This window comes from Dactylosporangium sp. McL0621 (assembly GCF_049995355.1).
Lineage (GTDB): Bacteria > Actinomycetota > Actinomycetes > Mycobacteriales > Micromonosporaceae > Dactylosporangium.
Genome location: NZ_CP188259.1, coordinates 9,401,998 through 9,421,326, shown reverse-complemented (window position 1 = coordinate 9,421,326; position 19,329 = coordinate 9,401,998). Strand labels below are relative to the sequence as shown.

Sequence of the window (19,329 nt, the reverse complement as noted above, 5' to 3'; positions counted from 1 at the left end):
GCAACCTGAAGGCTACGGCCCGACCGTACTGCCGCGGAAAAGGCCGGGAGGGGCGGCGAAGGAAGGCATAACGCTAATTTGAACCGGACCACAAGTAGCCCCGCGTGCCCATGACGTCACGACGGCACCACCGGCAGCGCCCTCCGGCGACTGGCGGCGAGCTGAGCGTCAGCGCGGGCGGAGCGTCGTCGCCTCCAGACCGCGATGACCGTGTCGGCCATGGCCTCGGCGCACTGGCCGCCGGGGCGTCGACGACCTCCGGCCGTCAGGACGCCGGCTGCTGGTCGCCCAGGTACTGCCGCAGGATCCCGACGAAGCGCCGGAAACTGCCGGCCATGTCCAACTGCCGGTCCAGCAGCCACTGGATCTGCAGCCCGTCCATCATCGCGATCACCATCGCCGCGATCGTCTCGGCGTCCGCGTCGGACCGGAAGGCGCCGGTCTCCTGGCCGTGGCGCACCGCGTGCGCGATGCGGTGGCGGATGTGCTCGTAGCGCTCGACGAAGAACCCGTGGGCCGGGTGCTCGGCGGCGACCGCCTCGCCGACCAGCACGGTGAACAGCTGGACGAGCTCCGGCGTGTCGGCGTTGTGCTCGACCAGGTCCTCCAGGGCGTGCAGGGCGGCGACTCCGCCTTCCCGCAGGGCCTCGCGCATGGCCTCCCGCGACTCGCGGTCGCGCTCCTCCAGCACCGCCATCAGGAGATGTTCCTTCGACGGGAAGTGGTGCAGCACCCCGGGTTGGGTCATCTGGGCGGCGACGGCGACGGCGGCCAGCGGCGCGCCCCGGTAGCCGTTCTGGACGAACAGCGGCACCGCGGCGCGCAGGATCTCGGCGCGGGTGCGCGCACCCCTCTGGGTGCCGGACGCCCGAGGGACTCGTGTCGGCATCCCGTGAGTGTAGTCACGACCTGCGTGTTTCCCGGCCGTTACCGACTTGTTACTACCGAGTGGTCGGTAGGTCTTCCCCGGAAATTGGCCGACCAATATGTTGTGGGCGACACCAAACACCCGGGAGGAACCCAATGAAGCGCCTCCGAAAACGAGCTTCAGCGGCGGCGGCCGGCCTGGCGCTCGCGCTCATCACTCCCTCGGCCGGCCCCGCTCAGGCCGCCACCACCGACCCCAACCCCAGCCAGCTCGAGCTGGCCAACGCCGCGCTGTCCAGGAAGGCCGCCACCGAGGGCATGGTGCTGCTGGACAACCGGGGCCGGGCCCTGCCCATGGCCCGCTCCGGCAACGTCGCGCTCTTCGGCGTCGGCGCGTACAAGACGGTGAAGGGCGGCACCGGCTCGGGTGACGTCAACAACCGCTACACCGTCAACGCCCGGCAGGGCCTGGAGAACGCCGGCTACCACGTGACGACCAGTGACGCGTACTGGTCGGCGATGACGAGCGCGTACGACACGAAGTACCCGCCGCCCGCGCCCGGCACCATCTTCGGCCCGGCGGTCGACTACGCCTCGGTCGAGCAGGTGCTCACCGCCGCGAGCGTCCAGCCCAAGGCGCCGACGGACACGGCACTGTTCGTCGTCGCGCGCAACTCCGGCGAGGGCAGCGACCGCTCGTCCGGCCCCGGCGACTACCAGCTCACCGACACCGAGAAGGCCGACCTGGCCCTGATCGGGCAGACGTACACCCACGTCACGGTGGTGCTCAACGTCGGCGGCGTGGTGGACACGTCCTTCTACCCGGCCGTCAACGCCGCCGCGAAGGACCCGCACGGCGGCTCCGCGCTCGACGCGCTGCTGCTCATGAGCCAGGCCGGCCAGGAGGCCGGCAACGCGCTCGTCGACGTGCTCAACGGCACCGTCGACCCGTCGGGCCGGCTCACCGACACCTGGGCCTCGAAGTACTCCTACTACCCGGCGTCGGCGACCTTCGCGAACAACGACGGCGACGCCACGAGCGAGCAGTACAGCGAGGGCATCTACGTCGGGTACCGGTACTTCGACTCGTTCTTCAGGTCGCTGAACCCCGCCGACCCGGCGAGCGTGGTCAACTACCCGTTCGGATTCGGCCTGTCGTACACGAGCTTCCGGATCGAGCCGCGGAAGGTCGAGGCGGACGCCGGGACCACCAAGGTCAAGGTGACGGTCACCAACACCGGCAACCGCAGCGGCCGGCAGGTCGTGCAGGTGTACTTCTCCGCGCCGCAGACCGGCCTCGACAAGCCGTACCAGGAGCTCGCCGGCTACGCCAAGACCGACGAGCTGCCGCCCGGCGCGTCGCAGGACCTGACCATCGCCTACGACACCACGCAGATGTCCTCCTACGACGAGGCCCGCGCGGCGTACGTCATGGACGCCGGCGACTACGTCGTGCGCGTCGGCTCGTCCTCCCGCGACACGCACGTCGCGGCGAAGCTCAGCCTGTCCGCGACAGTGGTGACCGAGCGGGTCGCGAACGAGGCCGCCGACCAGAAGCCGGCGACCGAGCTCACCAGCTCGCCGGCGAACTTCTTCGGGTACGCGGGCGAGCCGGCCGAGCTGGCCCGGGCGCCCCGGATCGGGCTCAAGGCGAGCTCGTTCCACCCGAGCGACAGCCGCTCGCCGTACGAGCAGTCGGTGCCCGTCCCGACCGACTCGCCGTACTACGCCATCGACGGCAGCCCCATCGGCGCCACCACCGCCTACGTCGACCCGCGGCAGAGCAACTGGGAGGGTACCGGCGCGCCGTACTCGCCGAAGACCGGCGAGCGGGTCCGGGCCGTGCGCCCGGCGACGAACGCGACGCTGTACGACGTGGCCAAGGGCCGCGTCAGCATGGAGCAGTTCGTCGCCGGCCTCGACGTCACGCAGCTGGCGAACATCGTGGAGGGCGCGAGCGCGGCGGGCACCACGCCGACGGCGGTCGGCGCGGCCGGGTACACCACGGCCAAGTACGAGAACCTCGGCATCCCGGGGATGACGGCCTCCGACGGGCCGGCCGGGCTGCGCATCACCCAGCAGATCCCGACCACGCCGGCGACGTACCAGTGGGCCACCGCGTGGCCGATCGGCACCATGCTCGCCCAGACCTGGGACCGGGACCTGGTGCAGCGGGTCGCCACGGCCGTGGGCCAGGAGATGGTGACCTACGGCGCCACGCTGTGGCTCGCGCCGGGCATGAACATCCACCGCGACCCGCTCAACGGCCGCAACTTCGAGTACTACTCCGAGGACCCGCTCATCGCCGGGCTCACCGCGGCCGCGACGACGAAGGGCGTGCAGAGCCACCCGGGCGTCGGGGTGACGCTGAAGCACTACGCCGAGAACAGCCAGGAGACCCTGCGCAACTCCTCCAACGCCGTCGTCGGTGAACGCGCGCTGCGCGAGATCGAGCTCAAGGGCTTCGAGTACGCCGTCCGGTCGGCGCAGCCGATGGCCGTCATGACGTCCTACAACAAGATCAACGGCACCTGGGCGTCGCGCAACTACGACCTGGTCACCGACATCCTGCACGGGGAGTGGGACTTCAAGGGCCTCGTCATGACCGACTGGGGCGGCAACCACGGCGCCACCGGCACGATGTACGCCGGCAACGACCTCATCATGCCCGGGAACAACCCGAACGAGGTCATCAACGCCAGCCGCAAGGTCACCCCGACCATCGACGTCGGCGGCCTGCCCGTCTACAACAAGACCATCCGGGTACGCAACGGCACGACCACCACCACGTACTCGTGGTCGCTGGGCAACCTGTCCCTGACCGCCACCGGCGGCCAGAGCGTCAGCACCACTGTCGACGAGCACACCGACCTGACCCGGGTGCCGCTGTCCGGCACCACCGCCCCGAACGCGGCGGGGCAGACGGTGTTCACGCCGAACGCGCCCTTCGCCTCCGTCCAGGACGCGTACGCGGCGGTGCAGGCGCTGCTCGACCCGGCGAGCACCGCGCTCACCGCCGACCAGAAGGCGGCCATCACGGTGACCGGCGTCGTGCATCAGAACCCGGCCGACGCCACCAGCCCGGTGACGGCCTACACCCTGGTGCTCAAGGGCAACTACCCGGCGAGCTACGACATGCGCCTGGGTGACCTGCAACGCAGCGCGACGCGCATCCTGAACGTCGCGATGCAGAGCCTGCCCTTCCAGCAGCTGGCCGGCCTGCAGCACGTCCGCGGCATCACCGTCGGGCCGTACACCAGCCAGTTCCGCCACCTGCCGTCCTACGTCACGGTCGACAAGGACCGCGTGCAGCGGCACGGCTGACGAACGCCGGGCCCCCGTACGGGTGAACGGCCCCTCACCAGGCCCGGCCGACGCACACCGTGTGCGTCGGCCGGGCCGCCGGTGGTCACTAGATGGCGCGTGTGACCACGGTGGACATGTTCTCGCACGGTGCGCTGAACCCCGCGTTCGCGTTCGGCCTGGCCTTCCTGGGCTGCGGCCTGGCGCTGAGCTGCGCCGCCCGGGGACGGACGGCCGGCTCGGCGCACCGCAAGCGCTGGCTGACGCTGGCCTCCGTGACCCTCGGGGGCGGCATCTGGCTCATGCACTTCATGGCGATGCTGGGCTTCGACGTTCCCGCTTCGCCGCTGCGGTACGACCTGGGCCTGACCGCGGTGAGCGCGGTGCTCGCCGGCGCGGTGGTGTTCGTCGGCCTGTTCGTCGCCGGCACCGGCCGCCCGAGCCCGGTGCGGATCGTCTTCGGCGGCGTGTTCACCGGCGTCGGCGTGTCGGCCATGCACTACACCGGCATGGCCGCGGTACGTGTGGCCGGCTCGCTCACGTACGAGGCCAACCTGGTGCTGGCCTCCGTCCTGGTCGCGATCGTCGCGGCGATCGTGGCCCTGTGGCTGTCCGTGGTCGTCCGCGGCCGCGGCCAGGTGCTCATCGCGGGCGGCGTGATGGCCCTCACGGTCTGCGCGATGCACTACACCGCGATGACCGCCGTCCGGGTGCACCTCGACGCCGGCTGGCACGGGCCGGTGCGGGGCGTCACGCCGATCAGCCTCGAGCTGCCGATCACGCTGCTGGCGTCGGCCGCCGTCGTCGTGCTGGCGTTCCTGGCGCTGCACACGGTGTCCACGGAGGACCGGGACGCCCCGGTGGCCCGCCCGGCGCCCCGGCCGCCGGGACCGCGGCGCGACCGGCCGCTGCCGAGGCACGCCGGCGTCGGCTGACGACGCCGATTGTCTCCCCGGCCGGCAGCGGCGACAATGGCCGATACATCGGCCGTTGTCGAAGGGATGCCCCATGGTTCGCCGTACCCTGCTCGCTGTGCTGGTCGCCGGCGCCGTCATCGCCGGCGCCGTGACCCCGGCGGGCGCGATCCCGCCACCGCCGCCCGGCGGAGACCTGCTCATCGTCTTCGCCTACTACGCCGACTCGGCCAAGACCCAGGTCATCGGGCAGTCGTGGACCGGCTGCGGTCAACCCGCCGGCAGCTGGGGCGTGACGTCGGGTATCCGGCAGGTGTTCTTCACGCCCTGCTGAGGCGGGGTCGGTCGCCGCGGGCCGGTCAGCCGTTCGACGTCAGGGCCAGCACGAAGATCAGGACGATCAGGACCAGCGGGATGGCCAGGCCGATGATCGCCATCGGGCGGGCCAGCAGCGGCGGGCCCGGGTCCATCGGCGGGCGGCTGCCGCCGGTGGGGGACGGCTGCGGCGCGGGCAGGCTCGCCACCTTGTCGCGCTTGACGAGGTTGATGAGGACCGTGATCGGCGTGATCACGAACGACGCGTAACCCCACCAGCCCTGCACGAGCGTCCGCGCCGTCATCTTGCGGAAGGTGGCCAGGCCGCAGTCGCGGCAGAACGGGCCGTCGAGGGACAGGAACCGCATGAGCAGGATCATGCCCTGGTGCCCGCGGAACTTGACGTGGGCGGCCGGGACGCTGCCGCAGAAGCGGCACTGCACCAGCGGGAGGCCCTGCGGCTGCGGCGCCGCAAAAGGCTGCTGGGACTGCGGAGGCGGGGCGTACTGCGGGGGCGGGGCGTACTGCGGGGGCGGGGCGTACTGCGGGGGCGGGGCGTACTGCGGCTGCGAGGGGTACTGCGGCTGCGAGGGGTACTGCTGCTGCGTCATCTTCACCTCATGGAGCTCCAGGGACGCGTCATCGTACTGCCGCCCGCCGATCCGCGTTGTCCCCTGACGAGACCGTTCAGAGGCGCAGTCCCCGCTCGACCAGCTCGGTCGGCAGCACCACCGTGCGCGGCCAGGACCGGTCCCCGTCGATGCGCCGGAAGAGCAGCTCGGTCGCGGTGCGGGCCAGCACGCGGGTGTCGTAGGCGATCACCGTCAGCGGGTACGGCACCAGCCGGGCCAGCTCGAAGTCGTCGAAGGCGAGCAGGGCGGCGTCGCTGCCCCGCCGGTGGAGCTCCTCGATCACGCCCAGGGTGATCCGGTTGTTGAGGCTGAAGAAGGCCGTCGGCGGGTCCGGCCGCTCGAGCAGGTCCGCGACGACCCGCCCGGCCGCCGCCGGGTCGCGGACGCCGTCGCGCACGAGCCGGTCGTCGTACGGGGCGCCGGCCTCCACCAGCGCGTCCTGCGCGCCGTCGAGGCGCTCGCGCATCGTGTAGACGCCGATCGAGTCGAGCAGGACGGCGATGCGGCGGTGGCCGGCCTCGATCAGGCGGCGTACCCCTTCGCGGGCGCCCCCGCGGTTGTCCAGCAGCACCGTGTCGGCGCGCAGGTTCCCGGCCGGCCGGTCCAGGAAGACCACCGACGTGCCCAGCTCGACCTCAGAACGAAGGAACGAGTGATCAGAGCCCGTCGGACTTCCGGCCGGCACGACCAGCAGCCCGTCGACCCGCCGGGCGCACAGGTCCCGCAGCAGCTGCTGCTCGCGGGCCGGGTCCTCCTCGGAGCTGGCGATGATGAGCATGGTGTCGCGCTGCCGGGCGATCTCGGCGGCCGCGCCCGCGATCGTCGCGTAGAACGGGTTCGCGATCTCCTCGATGAGCAGCCCGATGGTGGCCGTCGCCTGCCCGGAGCGCAGCGAGCTGGCCAGGTGGTTGCGCCGGAAGCCGAGCTCGGCCACGGCGGCGAGCACCCGCTCGGCGAGCTCGGGCTGGACGTAGGGCGCGTCGTTCACGACCCGCGACACGGTCTTCAGGCTCACCCCGGCCCGGGCGGCCACGTCCGCCATGGTGGGCCGCCTGCTGCGGCCCAGCTCACCTGTCACGCGACAGACGATAGCCGCCGCCGGCCGACTGCGTCTCGACCGATGAGGCCTGTGTCGCCTGAACAGCGGCACATCGTCCGTCATTGACAACGTTGCCAGAAATCCGTGATTACACACATGGATCTTGACAACGTTGTCAGGCCGGGCCAGGCTGACGCTCGCCACCGGGCGTGCCCCTGCGCCCGTGATCACCCCTGGAGTTCTGCATGAAAGTGCCCAGGACCAGCCGGCGGACAGCCGGGGCAGTTGCGTTGCTGCTGCCTCTCGGGCTGCTCGTCGCCGCCACCACCGCGAGCGCGGCCGCGCCCCCCGGCGACTTCGGCTCCTCCTTCGAGTCCACCGACCCCCAGCCGGCCGCGACCACCGTCGAGCTCGACCAGAGCGGCCGGCCGATCCAGGGCAACCTCTCCGGATCGAGCCCCAGCGGGCTGCCCGGCAGCCTGCTCGCCCAGGTCGCCGCGGTGACCGCCAGCGCCGAGAACCCGCCGAACGAGATCGCGGCCCGGCTCGCCGACGGCAACCCGTCGACGAAGTGGCTGGCCTTCAACCCGACCGGCTGGGCCGTGTACCAGCTCAAGGCCCCCGCCGCGGTCGTGCAGTACTCGCTGACGTCCGCCAACGACGCGCCGAGCCGTGACCCCCGGGACTTCACGGTGCAGGGCTCCACCGACGGCAGCCAGTGGGTCGACCTGGACCGGCGCACGGGCCAGACCTTCAGCGGCCGGTTCGCCACCAACACCTACAGCTTCACGAACACGACCGCCTACGGCTTCTACCGGCTGAACGTCACCGCCAACTCGGGTGACTCGCTGATCCAGCTGGCCGACTGGGACGTCAGCGACGGCACGAACACCCGCCCGCCGGCCACGCCGATGGTCAGCGTCGCCGGGGCCGGGCCCGTCAGCGGGTACAACATGAAGCCCAACGCCGGGTTCACGGGCCTGGCGTCGCTGCGGTACTCCGGCGGCGCCGAGGCCGACGGCCGCTCGTACGCGACGAACAAGCTGTTCGACGTGAACATCCCGGTCGGGCCGAAGACCCGGCTGGCCTACAAGATCTTCCCGGAGTACACCGGGCAGGACGCGCAGTACCCGTCCACCTACGCGGCCGTCGACCTGCACTTCACCGACGGCACGTACCTCAGCGCCCGCTCGCCCGTCGACCAGCACGGGTACGCGCTGACCGGGGCCGGCCAGGGCGCCTCCAAGGTGCTCTACGCCGACCAGTGGAACGCGGTGCAGTCCGACGTCGGCACCGTCGCGGCCGGCAAGACCATCGACCGGATCCTGCTGGCCTACGACGACCCGCAGGCCACCGCGGCGACCCGGTTCCAGGGCTGGATCGACGACGTCACCGTGACCGGCACGCCGGCGGCGATCGACGGCGCCAGCCTCACCAACTACGTCGACACCCGGCGGGGCACCAACGCCTCGGGCTCGTTCTCGCGCGGCAACAACCTGCCGATCTCCGCGGTACCGAACGGCTTCAACTTCTTCACGCCGGTCACGAACGCCACCTCGGACTCGTGGGAGTACGAGTACCAGCGGGCCAACAACGGCGCCAACCTGCCCACGCTGCAGGGCCTCGCGATCTCGCACGAGCCCAGCCCGTGGATGGGCGACCGCAACCAGATGTCGGTCATGCCGGTGGCGGCCGGCGGCAACCTCACCGGGGCGCCGAGCAGCCGGGCCCTGTCGTTCAGCCACGCCGACGAGATCGCGCGGCCGGACTTCTACCAGGTCAAGACCGGCAACGGCCTGACCGCGCAGCTGTCGCCGACCGACCACGGCGGCATCATGCAGTTCACCTTCCCCGCGGGGCAGGCCACCGGCAGCCTCGTGTTCTACAACGGCACGTTCACCATCGGCGCGGACGGCACCTTCACCGGCTGGGTCGACAACGGCAGCGGCCTGTCGGCCGGGCGCAGCCGGATGTTCGTGTCCGGCACCTTCGACCGGGCGCCGGCCGCGACCGCGGCGGCGTCGGCCACCTTCGACACCTCGGCCAACCCGCAGGTGACGCTGCGCATCGCGACGTCGTTCATCTCGCTCGACCAGGCCGGTAGGAACCTCGGCCTCGAGGTCGCCGGGCGCAGCTTCGAGCAGGTCCACGCGGCCGCGACCGCGGCGTGGAACGACCGGCTCGGCCGGGTCGAGGTCCGCGGCGCGAGCGAGACGCAGCTGGTGACGCTGTACTCCACCCTGTACCGGCTGAACCTGTACCCGAACTCGCAGTCGGAGAACACCGGCACCGCCGCCGCGCCGCACTGGCAGTACGCCAGCCCGGTCTCGGCGCCGACCGGCTCCTCGACCCCGACCAACACCGGCGCGAAGCTCGTCGACGGGCTGATCTACGTCAACAACGGCTTCTGGGACACCTACCGCACCGTGTGGCCGGCCTACACGCTGCTGTACCCGGACGTCGCGGCGAAGATCGCGGACGGGTTCGTCCAGCAGTACCGCGACGGCGGCTGGATCGCCCGCTGGTCCTCGCCCGGCTACGCCGACCTGATGACCGGCACGAGCGCGGACGTGGCGCTGGCCGAGGCGTACCTCAACGGGGTGGCGCTGCCCGACCCGATGAGCGCGTACCAGGCGGCGGTCCGGGACGCGACGGTCGTGTCCGCGCAGAGCGGCGTCGGCCGCAAGGGCATCGAGTCGTCGCAGTTCCTGGGCTACACGCCGACCTCCACCGGCGAGTCGGTGTCGTGGGCCCTGGAGGGCTACATCAACGACTACGGCATCGGCAACATGGCCGCCGCGCTGGCCAAGGACCCGGCCACGCCGAAGGCCGACCGGGACCGGCTGAAGGAGGAGTCGCAGTACTTCCTGCAGCGCGCCCGCAACTACGTCAACCTGTTCGACCCGAGCAGCAAGTTCTTCCAGGGCCGGGACGCGGCCGGCAACTTCCTGGGCGGCGACCCGCTGGACTGGGGCGGCGTCTACACCGAGACCGACGGCTGGAACTTCGCCTTCACCGCCCAGCAGGACGGGCAGGGACTGGCCAACTTGTACGGCGGGCAGGACGCCCTGCGCCAGAAGCTCGACGAGTTCTTCGCCACGCCCGAGAAGGCCGACCACCCGGGCGGCTACGGCGGCACGATCCACGAGATGCTCGAGGCACGCGCGGTCCGCCTGGGCCAGCTCGGCATGAGCAACCAGCCCTCGCACCACATCCCCTACATGTACGACTACGCCGGCGCGCCGGCCAAGACCCAGGCGATCGTGCGGGAGATCCTGCAGCGGCTCTACGTCGGCAGCGAGATCGGCCAGGGCTACCTGGGCGACGAGGACAACGGCGAGCTCTCGTCGTGGTACGTGCTGAGCTCGCTCGGCCTCTACCCGCTGCAGGCCGGCTCGTCCAACTGGGCGATCGGCTCGCCGCAGTTCACCAAGATGACCGTGCACCGCGAGAGCGGCGACATCGTCGTCAACGCGCCCAGCAACAGCACGAAGAACGTGTACGTGCAGGGCGTCAAGGTCAACGGCAAGAAGCTCAAGGACGTCTCCATCGACTCGTCCGTCCTTGCCCGCGGCGGCACCATCGACTTCGACATGGGGTCGAAGCCGTCGGCGTGGGGCACCGGCAAGAACGACGTACCGCCGTCGCTGACCAAGGGCGACGACGTACCCCAGCCGCTGCAGGACACCACCGGCCCGGGCCTCGGCACCGCGACCGCGACCGGCGGGCAGGACGCGTCGAAGCTGTTCGACGACACCTCGGCCACGCAGATGACGTTCGCCACCGGCACGCCGCAGATCGGCTGGGCCTACCGCAGCGGCAAGCAGAAGCCGACGTACTACACCATCACCTCGGGCGCCAACCCCGGCGACCCCGCCGACTGGAAGCTGCAGGGCTCCCGGGACGGGGTCAGCTGGACCACGGTCGACTCCCGCAAGGACGAGGTGTTCACCTATCGCAACCAGACCCGGCCGTTCCAGGTCGGCCACCCGGGGAAGTTCACCCAGTTCCGCCTGGTCGTCACGAAGACGGTCGGGGGAGCGCAGACCAACCTGGCCGAGATCGAGCTGCTGCGCGGCGGCGACGTCGAACTCGGCGGCGGCGACGTCACCGTGACCCCGGTGGGCTCCGTGCCCGCGACATCCGGGGCGGCGGTTTCGGTACCCCTGGCCACGGTCACGGGCGGCACCGCGACCGGCTACCAGGCGACCGTGGACTGGGGTGACGGCTCGCCGGTGACCACCGGCACCATCACCCTGAGCTCGCGGGCGGTGTACAACGTCGGCGGCTCGCACACCTACGCGCAGCCGGGCTACTACCAGGCCGCCGTCACGGTGACCGACGGCACCAGCCAGGACTCCGCGACGGTCGGCATCGACGTGGCCTACACGCCGGCGTCGGCCCTGCCGGCCGCCTTCGACACCGTCTGCATCGGCGACGAAGGCGTCCTCGCGGCCAACTGCGACGCCAAGAACTGGGCGTACTCCCGGGCCGCGCTCGCGGCCGGCGGCGTGACCCAGGGCCAGGCGCACGACGTGCCCGGCACCGCGCTGCACTTCACGCTGCCGGCCACCCCGGCCGGTCAGCCGGACAACGCCACCGGCAACGGCCGGACGATCGCGCTCAACCTGCCCGCCGACGCCAAGAGCATCTCGTTCGTCGGCGCCGGCACGCAGGGCAACCAGAGCACGACCGCCACGGCGACGTTCAGCGACGGCACCACGGCGAGCATCCCGATCCAGCTCAGCGACTGGACGCTGGGCGGCAACCCCAACGGCACGCCGTCCTACGGCAACGTCGTAGTCGCCAGGACCGCATACCGGTTGCTCGGCACGAGCCGGGACGGCGCCCAGCCGTTCCTGTTCGCCACCGCGCCGTACCAGATCCCGGCGGGCAAGACGCTCGTCTCGGTGACACTGCCCACGCAGACCGGCGACCCCGGCTCCGCGGGCCGGATCCACGTGTTCGCCATCGCCGACGACGGCACCCCGCCGCCGGCGCTGGCCACCACGGCCCCGGACAACCAGACGGCCAACGCCGGCCAGGCGTTCACCGCCGCGCTCGGCACGGTCACCGGCGGTGTCCCCGACGCCACCGGCTACCACGCCCGCGTCCAGTGGGGCGACGGCACGACCCCGCAGGACGCCACGATCGGGGCCGGCGGCGCGATCGGCGCGCAGCACACGTACGCGCTGAAGGGCACCTACACCGCCCACGTCACCGTGTGGGACAGCCGGTCCAGTGCCACGCTGACGTTCACCGTGACGGTGGCGGGCGGCGGCAAGCAGCCCACGATCACCGCCGCGCGGACGTCGTCGTCGGCGGTGGCCGTCGACGGCACCGGCTTCACCGCGGGGGAGCAGGTGAGCGTCAAGCTGGGCACGGACGACGTGACGGTCAAGGCCACGCCGGCCGGCACCGTGCACACGTCGCTCGCGGTACCGGAGCCGGGCTTCTACGCGGTGACCGCCGAGGGCGCGTCCTCGCAGGCCCCGGCCACGGCCACCATCGAGCTGGCCGCCCCGGCCACGGCGTCGGGGCCCCAGCCGCAGATCACCCTGTCGGCCACCGAGGGCCCGCGCGGCACGGCGCTGACCCTCGACGCCTCCGGCTTCGCGCGGAACGAAGCGGTCACGATCACCTTCGGCGACGGCCTCGCCGCGCTGACCGTCCACGCGAACGCCGACGGCATGGTCTCCGCCGCGTCGTTCAGCGTGCCGGGGAACGCAGTGGTCCCGAGCGCCACCAGCATCCAGCTGGCCGGCGCCGATTCGAAGATCCGGGTCGAGGTGCCCTTCACGGTCACCTACTGATCCGATTCGCCTGAAGCCGCCGGTGGGTTCGCCCGCCGGCGGCTTCTCGCATCCGGCCGTCGACCGGGGGTAGTACCGTGACGGGCCGGCGAGCCCATCGAGGTGACACCGTGTCCGCACCGGCCATCCGCACCACCGCGCTGACGAAGCGCTACGGCCGCCTGCTCGCGGTCGACCGCCTGGACCTGAGCGTCGCCGCGGGGGAGGCGTTCGGCTTCCTCGGCCCGAACGGGGCCGGCAAGTCCACCACGATCCGGCTGCTGCTCGGCCTGGCCCGGCCCAGCGCCGGCCGGGCCCGGGTGTTCGGCGTCGACGCGCTCGACGTCGCCGCCGCGCACCGGCTGCTCGCCCACGTACCCGCCGACGTGGTGCTGTGGCCGCGGCTGACCGGCGCCGAGATCCTCGACCTCCTGGGCGCGATCGGCGCCGGGGCCGACCACCGCTACCGCGACGAGCTCGTGGAGCGCTTCGAGCTCGACCCGTCCCGCCCGGCGCGGACGTACTCCACCGGCAACCGGCAGAAGGTGGCGCTCGTGGCGGCGTTCGCCTCGCGGGCGCCGCTGCTGGTCCTCGACGAGCCGACCAGCGGCCTGGATCCGTTGATGGAGCGGCAGTTCCGGCTGGCGGTGACCGAGGCGCGCGAGCGGGGACAGGCGGTGTTCCTGAGCTCGCACCGGCTGGGCGAGGTCGAGGCGGTCTGCGACCGCGTCGGCATCCTGCGCGCCGGGCGGCTGGTCGAGGTCGCGGAGATCGCGCGGCTGCGCCGGTTGCACCGCACCGAGATCGAGGCCACGTTCACCGGCGCGGTCCCCGACCTGGCCGGTGTCGCCGGCGTCGCCGCGGTCGAACGGGTCGGCCCGCACCGGGTGCGGTGCGCCCTGTCCGGGCCGCCCGGCCCGCTGCTGAGGGCGCTCGGCGCCGCGGACGCGGCGACGGTCGGGGTCCGCGAGCCTTCGCTGGAAGAGATTTTCCTGGCGTACTACGGGAAGCCCGGACAATGACCACGACGCCCGTGCGTGCCTTGCACCGCCTGGCGTGGCGCGACGTGCGCCGGGGCGGCCTCGCCGTCGCCGTGGTCGCGGGCGGGGTCACCGGCCTCGTGGCCGCCACGTACGAGCAGACCGTGCGCCGCATCGTCGACCCGGCCGCGCTCGCCGCGCTGGCCGCCAACCCGGCCGTCCGCACGCTCTTCGGCCCGCCGGTGCTTGACGATCCGGGCGGGTTCACCGTCTGGCGCACCGGCCCGCCCCTCGGCGTGCTGCTCGGGGTCTGGGCGATCCTGACCGTGACCCGCATCGGCCGCGGCGCGGAGGAGGCCGGCCGCTGGACGCTGCTCCTCGCCGGGCGCGTCCCGCTCGCGACCGTGGTGGCCGGCCAGCTGGCCGTCGTCGCCACCGTGGCCGTGCTCGCCGGCGCGGCCGCGGCCGGCGCGCTGGTCCTCGCCGGGACCGCCCTGTCCGGTGCGGTACTGCACGGCGCCGGGCTGGCGCTGACCGGGATCTGCTTCGCCGCGACCGCCACCGTGGCCGCCCAGGTGCTGCCGACCCGGTCCGCGGCCACCGGCGCCGCCGTGGCGCTGCTCGCCGCGGCCGTGCTGGCGCGCATGGCCGGCGACGGCGTCCCGGGACTGGCCGGGCTGCGCTGGATCACGCCGTTCGGCCTGGCCGCGCTCGCCCGGCCGTACCGCACCGGCACGGCGCTGCCGCTGCTCGTGCTCGCGGCGGCGGTGGCGGTCCTCGCGGTCGCCGGGCCGCTCCTCGCCGCCCGGCGCGACGCCGGCGGCTCGCTGCTGCGGCCGCGGGGGAGCCGTCCGCCGCGGCGCCGGACCGTGCGGTCGTTGCCCGGGTTCGCGGTACGGCGGCTGCTGCCTCCGCTCGCCGGCTGGGCCGCCGGGCTCGTCCCGTTCTCCCTCCTGGTCGGCCTGCTCGCCGGCTCGATGACCCGGTTCCTGGCCGGCAACACCGCCATCGCGGAGCTGGCCGGGCAGGCCGGCTTCGGCGGGCTGGCCCGGGTCACCGGCTACACCGCGGTGCTCTACGCGTTGCTGGCCAACCCGATCGGGGCCTTCTGCGTCGTCCGGCTGACCGCGGTCGCGGCCGACGAGACCGCCGGGCGCCTCACCCTGCTCCTCGCCGCGCCGGTGACCCGGGTCCGGTACGTCGCCGTCGAGACCGCGGCCACCGCCGCCGGCGCGACCGGGCTGGCGGCGGCGGCCGGAGTCGCGGCCGGGGCCGGGGCCGGCCTCCCGCCGGGGCAAGCGCTGGCCGGCGCGCTCAACGCGTTGCCCGTCGCGCTGCTGTCGCTCGGGGCGGCCGTGTTCGCCCTCGGCTGGGCGCCAGGCTGGGTTGCCGGGCTCGGGCTGCTGCCCACCGCGGGCGGGTTCCTGCTGCTGACCCTCGCCCGCAGCGCCGGCGCACCGCCGTGGGTCGTCGGCCTGTCGCCGTTCGCCCACCTGGCCCCGGTACCCGACACCGGCCCCGACATCCCGGCGACCGCGATCATGCTGACGGCGGCCGCCGCGCTGATCGCGGTGGGCGCGGCCGGCTACCGCCGCCGCGACCTGCGCCGGTGAGCCGCCGTGGCCGGCCTCAGGGCGGTGGCGGGCCGGACGCGTCGAAGACCGTTCGTGGCGCCAGCGGGGCGGCGGGGTCGACCATGACGAGGATCTGGTCGCCCGCGCGCAGCAGGGTGGCGCCGCTGACCGGGATGAGCTCGCCGTCGCGGGTGACGTTGCTGATCCAGGTGTCCTCGCCGAGGTCGAGGTGCTTGATCGCGGTACCGTCGGCGGGCGAGCCGGCCGCGACGACGTGCTGGCGCAGGCCGGTGGGCTCCTCGCGCAGTCGCAGGCTCAGCGTCCAGGGCTCGGGCTCGACGGTGCGCATCGGCACGCCGCACCACCGCGCGACCGCGGGGACGAGGCCGCCCTGCACGATGACGGAGAACGTGACGACGACAACGACGATCTGGTACAGCCGCTGGGCGCCCGGAACCTCGGCCGAGAGCAGGTAGGTCCCCAGCAGGATCGGCACGGCGCCCTTGAGGCCGCTCCACATGACGAACAGTTTCTCGCCGCCGGACAGCCGCATCGGCAGCAGCAGGCCGCCCACGAGCAGCGGGCGGATCACGAGGGTCAGCAGGGCGGCGATGCCGAGACCGACGAGCCAGGCGTTGCCCTCGGCGAGCGACGCGATCGACACGGTGAGGCCGAGGGCGGTGAAGGCCACGATCTCGGCCAGGCTGGCCAGCGCGGAGTGGAAGCGTTCGATCTCGGCCTTGTACGGGGCCCGGATGTCGCCCACGACGATGCCGGCGACGAAGACGGCGAGGAAGCCGGAGCCGTGCGCGACGGTGGCGACGCCGTAGATCACTCCGGCGGCGAGCAGCGTGCGCAGCGGGTAGAGCGATCCGCTGGGCAGGGCGAGGCGGCGCATCGCGACGGCCAGGGCCTTGCCGCCGAGGAGGCCGACGGCGCCGCCGATGCCCATCTGCAGAGCGAACTCGCCGGCGCCGTGTCCGAACGCCGACCAGCCGCCGTGCCCGGCGGCGCCCAGCACGGCGGCCATGGCGGCGATGCCGACCGGGTCGTTGGCGCCGGACTCGCCCTCCAGGATGGTGCCCGAGCGGCCGCTGATCTCGCGCCGGCCGAGGACCGAGAAGACCACGGCCGGGTCGGTCGGCGCGAGCGCCACCCCGAGCAGCAGGGCCGACTGCCCGTCGAGGCCGAACACGAGATGCGCGGCCAGCGCGACGCCGGCGGTGGTCAGCAGGGTGCCGGCCACGCCGGTCCACAGCACGGGGCCGGCGGCGCCGCGGAACCGGCGCCAGCCGATGTGCATCCCGCCGTCGAACAGCAGCAGGATCAGCATGACGGTGACGAGCCGCTGGACGTCGACGGTCGGGAAGTGGCCGAGCCGCGTGATCACGTCGGAGGCGACCGCGGCGGCGATCAGGAAGACGGCCGGCGCCGGTACGCGGATCCGTTCGCTGAGCCGGTTGGAGACCACGGCGAGCAGGCCGGCGACGCTGATCACGCCGACGATGACGCCGAAGCCGAGGACGTCGTTCACGTCACGAACCCGACGGGGCAGCGATGTGCTGGGTGGCGATCAGGCATCGGGGCTCCTCGGCGCAGGCGGCAGGGCAACGCCGACCAGACTTCCCGGCACACCGATGAGCCACGATACCCGGTCCGGGGCCGTGAGTGATCATCGTGGACGGGAGCTACGCCCGCGGGACGTCCCGGCGGCGGAGGGCCACGAACCCGAGCAGCAGGAGCGCGCCGCCCACGGCGCCGAGCGCGGCCAGGCGGCCCGGATCGGCCGCCCCGGCCGGAGGATTCCCGACGTGCGTTGCCGGGCTGAGGTCGAGCACCCACCGCGCGAGCCTCAGGCCGGGGCCGAGCAGCGCGATGAACGTCGCCGCGGCGTAGGCGGCCCAGGCGAGACCGAAGCCGCGCGGCCACAGGCCGAACAGGGCCAGCGCGACGCCGGCGAACACCAGCTCCGCCGGCAGGTAGGCCAGGCCGGCGGACATGATGGCCCCGAACTCGTCCGCGTCGCCGACCGACCAGGTCGTCGTCGCGGCCAGGACCAGCGACGAGACGACGACCACCAGGGCCAGCCCGGCCAGGACGGCGGCGCAGTGCGCGGCCAGCCAGCGGGTGCGGGAGAGCGTGCCGGCCACGCGGGTCTCGAGGCGGCCGCCGGCCTCCTCGGACCGCAGCGTGCCGATCGCCTGGACGGCACAGCCGGCCCCGATGACCGCCAGGTAGAGCTGGGCCGCGGCGACGAACCCGTCGAGGGGCCGGGCGCCGGCGATGCCCATGGTCTCGGCGAGCGCGGGGTTGCCGGCCATCGCGTCGAGGAACGGCCGGGCCAGCGCGCCCATCATCGCGTTCAGCAGGACCCCGCCGGCCAGCCAGCCCAGGACCGCCGGGCGGTGGATCCAGGCGGCGACGCCGAGCGCCGACCGTCGCAGCCGGGTCGCCCGAGCCGGTCCGGTACCGCCGCGCAGGAGCGAGCTGCCGACGTCGCGGCGGGCGGCGATCCAGGTTGCCGCGCCGCCCGCGACGACTCCGGCCGAGACCGGGAGGGCGAGTACCCACCACCGCTGGGCTCCGAACGGAGCGGCCTTCTCCGCCCACCCGAGCGGGGACAGCCACGCCAGCCGGGTGCCGGTGGCGTCGCCGACGCCGCGCAGCACGTACGCCACGGCCAGTCCGGTCAGGCTGCAGGTGTACACCCCGCGGGCGTGCGGCACCACCTGCGCGAGGAGCGCGGCGAGCCCGGCGAACACGAACGCCAGGGAGCCGAGTGCCGCGGCGTAGAGGGTCGCCCCGGCCACCGGTACCCCGGCCGGCGTCAGCCCGATCGCGAACAGCGCGGCCGTGGCGAGGATCGCGGCGGCGGCGACGATCAGGGCGGCGAGGGTGGGCTGGTGCCGGGCGATCCGGCCACCGACGACCGTCTCGAGGCGGCCCGACTCCTCCTCGCGCCGCGTCGCGGCGGTGACGAGGGCGATGCCGAGCAGCGGCAGCAGGAACGCGGCCACGAACCCGAACTCGTCCTGGATCACCTCGCCCAGGGTGTCGATGCCCTCGACGCGGCCGTTGATCGCGGCCAGGGCCCGGCCGGACGTGACCGCCTCGGCGTAGGTGTGCGCCTTGGCCGGCGTGTCGTAGAGCGCGGCGACCGCCGCGGCCGTGCCGACCAGGCCCGCGGCGAGAGCGAACACCCACACGACGATGCCGCGGCGGTGCGTGCGCCAGGCGATGGCGACCATGGCGCTCATCGGACGGCCTCCTCGTAGGAGCGCAGGAACAGCGCGTCGAGGCTGGGCGGGGTGACGGTCAGGGTCAGCAGCCGTGCCGCGTGCAGCCGGCCGATCGTCGCGTCGAGGTGGTCCGCGTCGATGGTGAACCGGACGTCGAAGGTCCCGTCCTGCCCGGCGCGGGTGCAGTCCGCGACCCCCTCGGCGCGGTCGAGGCCGTCGGGCGGCCGGGCGGTGACGGCGTGTACCGACGTCCGGGTGTGCCGGCGCAGCTCGGAGAGGCTTCCGGTGGTGACGGTGCGGCCGCGGCGGATGATGCTGACCCGGTCCGCGAGGGCCTCGACCTCGCCGAGGATGTGGCTGGACAGCAGGACCGTGGCCCCGTCGTCGCGCCGCTCCCGCACGCACTGCTGGAAGGCCTGTTCCATCAGCGGGTCGAGCCCGGACGTGGGCTCGTCGCCCTGGCGACCGCCATGGACGCGGCCGAGCGTTCGCGGGCCGCGATGCTCATCGCGCGGCGGCTCGGGCACCGGCGCAACGAGGCGGCCGCGGTGGCCAACCTCGCCGAGGAGCTCGCGTTCGCCGGGCTCGCCGACGACGCCCTGCGGTTGCTGCAGTCGTGGGAGATCGACGTCCGGCGGGACTCGAGCCACCGTCGCGGCCGGCCTGCAGGTCAC

At 73.3% G+C, this 19,329-nt stretch carries 12 protein-coding genes; 6 read left to right on the top strand and 6 right to left on the bottom strand.

Annotated features, from left to right (window positions below):
- Positions 1 to 265: 265 nt before the first annotated feature.
- Positions 266 to 889, bottom strand: a complete 624-nt coding sequence (locus ACPPVO_RS44770; RefSeq protein WP_426504662.1) for a TetR/AcrR family transcriptional regulator — start codon at positions 887 to 889, stop codon at positions 266 to 268.
- Positions 890 to 1,023: 134 nt separating this feature from the next.
- On the opposite strand from ACPPVO_RS44770, the gene ACPPVO_RS44765 reads away from it, so the two are divergent.
- From ACPPVO_RS44765 to ACPPVO_RS44755, 3 genes are all read left to right on the top strand, one after another.
- A complete protein-coding gene (locus tag ACPPVO_RS44765; RefSeq protein WP_426504660.1) occupies positions 1,024 to 4,191 on the top strand; it encodes a glycoside hydrolase family 3 N-terminal domain-containing protein in 3,168 nt (1,055 codons plus the stop codon).
- A 101-nt stretch (positions 4,192 to 4,292) separates the two neighbouring features.
- Positions 4,293 to 5,105: an MHYT domain-containing protein gene (locus ACPPVO_RS44760; protein WP_426504658.1), complete on the top strand. Its 813-nt coding sequence runs from the start codon at positions 4,293 to 4,295 to the stop codon at positions 5,103 to 5,105.
- Positions 5,106 to 5,178: 73 nt separating this feature from the next.
- The gene (locus tag ACPPVO_RS44755; protein WP_426504656.1) at positions 5,179 to 5,418 is read left to right on the top strand and encodes a DUF6289 family protein; all 240 of its coding nucleotides are present in this window, start codon (positions 5,179 to 5,181) and stop codon (positions 5,416 to 5,418) included.
- A gap of 25 nt (positions 5,419 to 5,443) precedes the next feature.
- Here the strand turns inward: ACPPVO_RS44755 and ACPPVO_RS44750 are convergent, their stop codons facing one another.
- Positions 5,444 to 6,016: a hypothetical protein gene (locus ACPPVO_RS44750; RefSeq protein WP_426504655.1), complete on the bottom strand. Its 573-nt coding sequence runs from the start codon at positions 6,014 to 6,016 to the stop codon at positions 5,444 to 5,446.
- Positions 6,017 to 6,086: 70 nt separating this feature from the next.
- Positions 6,087 to 7,073 carry a LacI family DNA-binding transcriptional regulator gene (locus ACPPVO_RS44745; RefSeq protein ID WP_426514813.1) on the bottom strand — a complete coding sequence of 329 codons (987 nt, stop codon included), beginning with the start codon at positions 7,071 to 7,073 and terminating at the stop codon, positions 6,087 to 6,089.
- 287 nt (positions 7,074 to 7,360) lie between these two features.
- Here ACPPVO_RS44745 and ACPPVO_RS44740 point away from each other — a divergent pair, with 287 nt between their 5' ends.
- From ACPPVO_RS44740 to ACPPVO_RS44730, 3 genes are all read left to right on the top strand, one after another.
- Positions 7,361 to 12,883 (top strand): GH92 family glycosyl hydrolase, encoded by a 5,523-nt coding sequence (locus ACPPVO_RS44740; protein ID WP_426504653.1) that lies wholly within the window; start codon positions 7,361 to 7,363, stop codon positions 12,881 to 12,883.
- A gap of 110 nt (positions 12,884 to 12,993) precedes the next feature.
- Positions 12,994 to 13,884: an ABC transporter ATP-binding protein gene (locus ACPPVO_RS44735; protein WP_426504651.1), complete on the top strand. Its 891-nt coding sequence runs from the start codon at positions 12,994 to 12,996 to the stop codon at positions 13,882 to 13,884.
- Positions 13,881 to 15,455, top strand: coding sequence for a hypothetical protein (locus ACPPVO_RS44730; RefSeq protein WP_426504650.1), 1,575 nt, complete (start codon positions 13,881 to 13,883; stop codon positions 15,453 to 15,455). Before ACPPVO_RS44735 ends, ACPPVO_RS44730 begins: the two co-directional genes overlap by 4 nt.
- A gap of 16 nt (positions 15,456 to 15,471) precedes the next feature.
- On the opposite strand, the gene ACPPVO_RS44725 is transcribed toward ACPPVO_RS44730, so the two are convergent.
- The 3 genes from ACPPVO_RS44725 to ACPPVO_RS44715 all read right to left on the bottom strand — a co-directional run bounded on the left by ACPPVO_RS44725 (position 15,472) and on the right by ACPPVO_RS44715 (position 19,329).
- On the bottom strand, positions 15,472 to 16,950 hold the full coding sequence (locus tag ACPPVO_RS44725) for a cation:proton antiporter (protein ID WP_426504648.1): 1,479 nt from the start codon (positions 16,948 to 16,950) through the stop codon (positions 15,472 to 15,474).
- A gap of 154 nt (positions 16,951 to 17,104) precedes the next feature.
- Positions 17,105 to 18,673 (bottom strand): ABC transporter permease, encoded by a 1,569-nt coding sequence (locus ACPPVO_RS44720; RefSeq protein WP_426504646.1) that lies wholly within the window; start codon positions 18,671 to 18,673, stop codon positions 17,105 to 17,107.
- The gene (locus ACPPVO_RS44715) at positions 18,670 to 19,329 is read right to left on the bottom strand and encodes a hypothetical protein (protein WP_426504644.1); all 660 of its coding nucleotides are present in this window, start codon (positions 19,327 to 19,329) and stop codon (positions 18,670 to 18,672) included. Before ACPPVO_RS44715 ends, ACPPVO_RS44720 begins: the two co-directional genes overlap by 4 nt.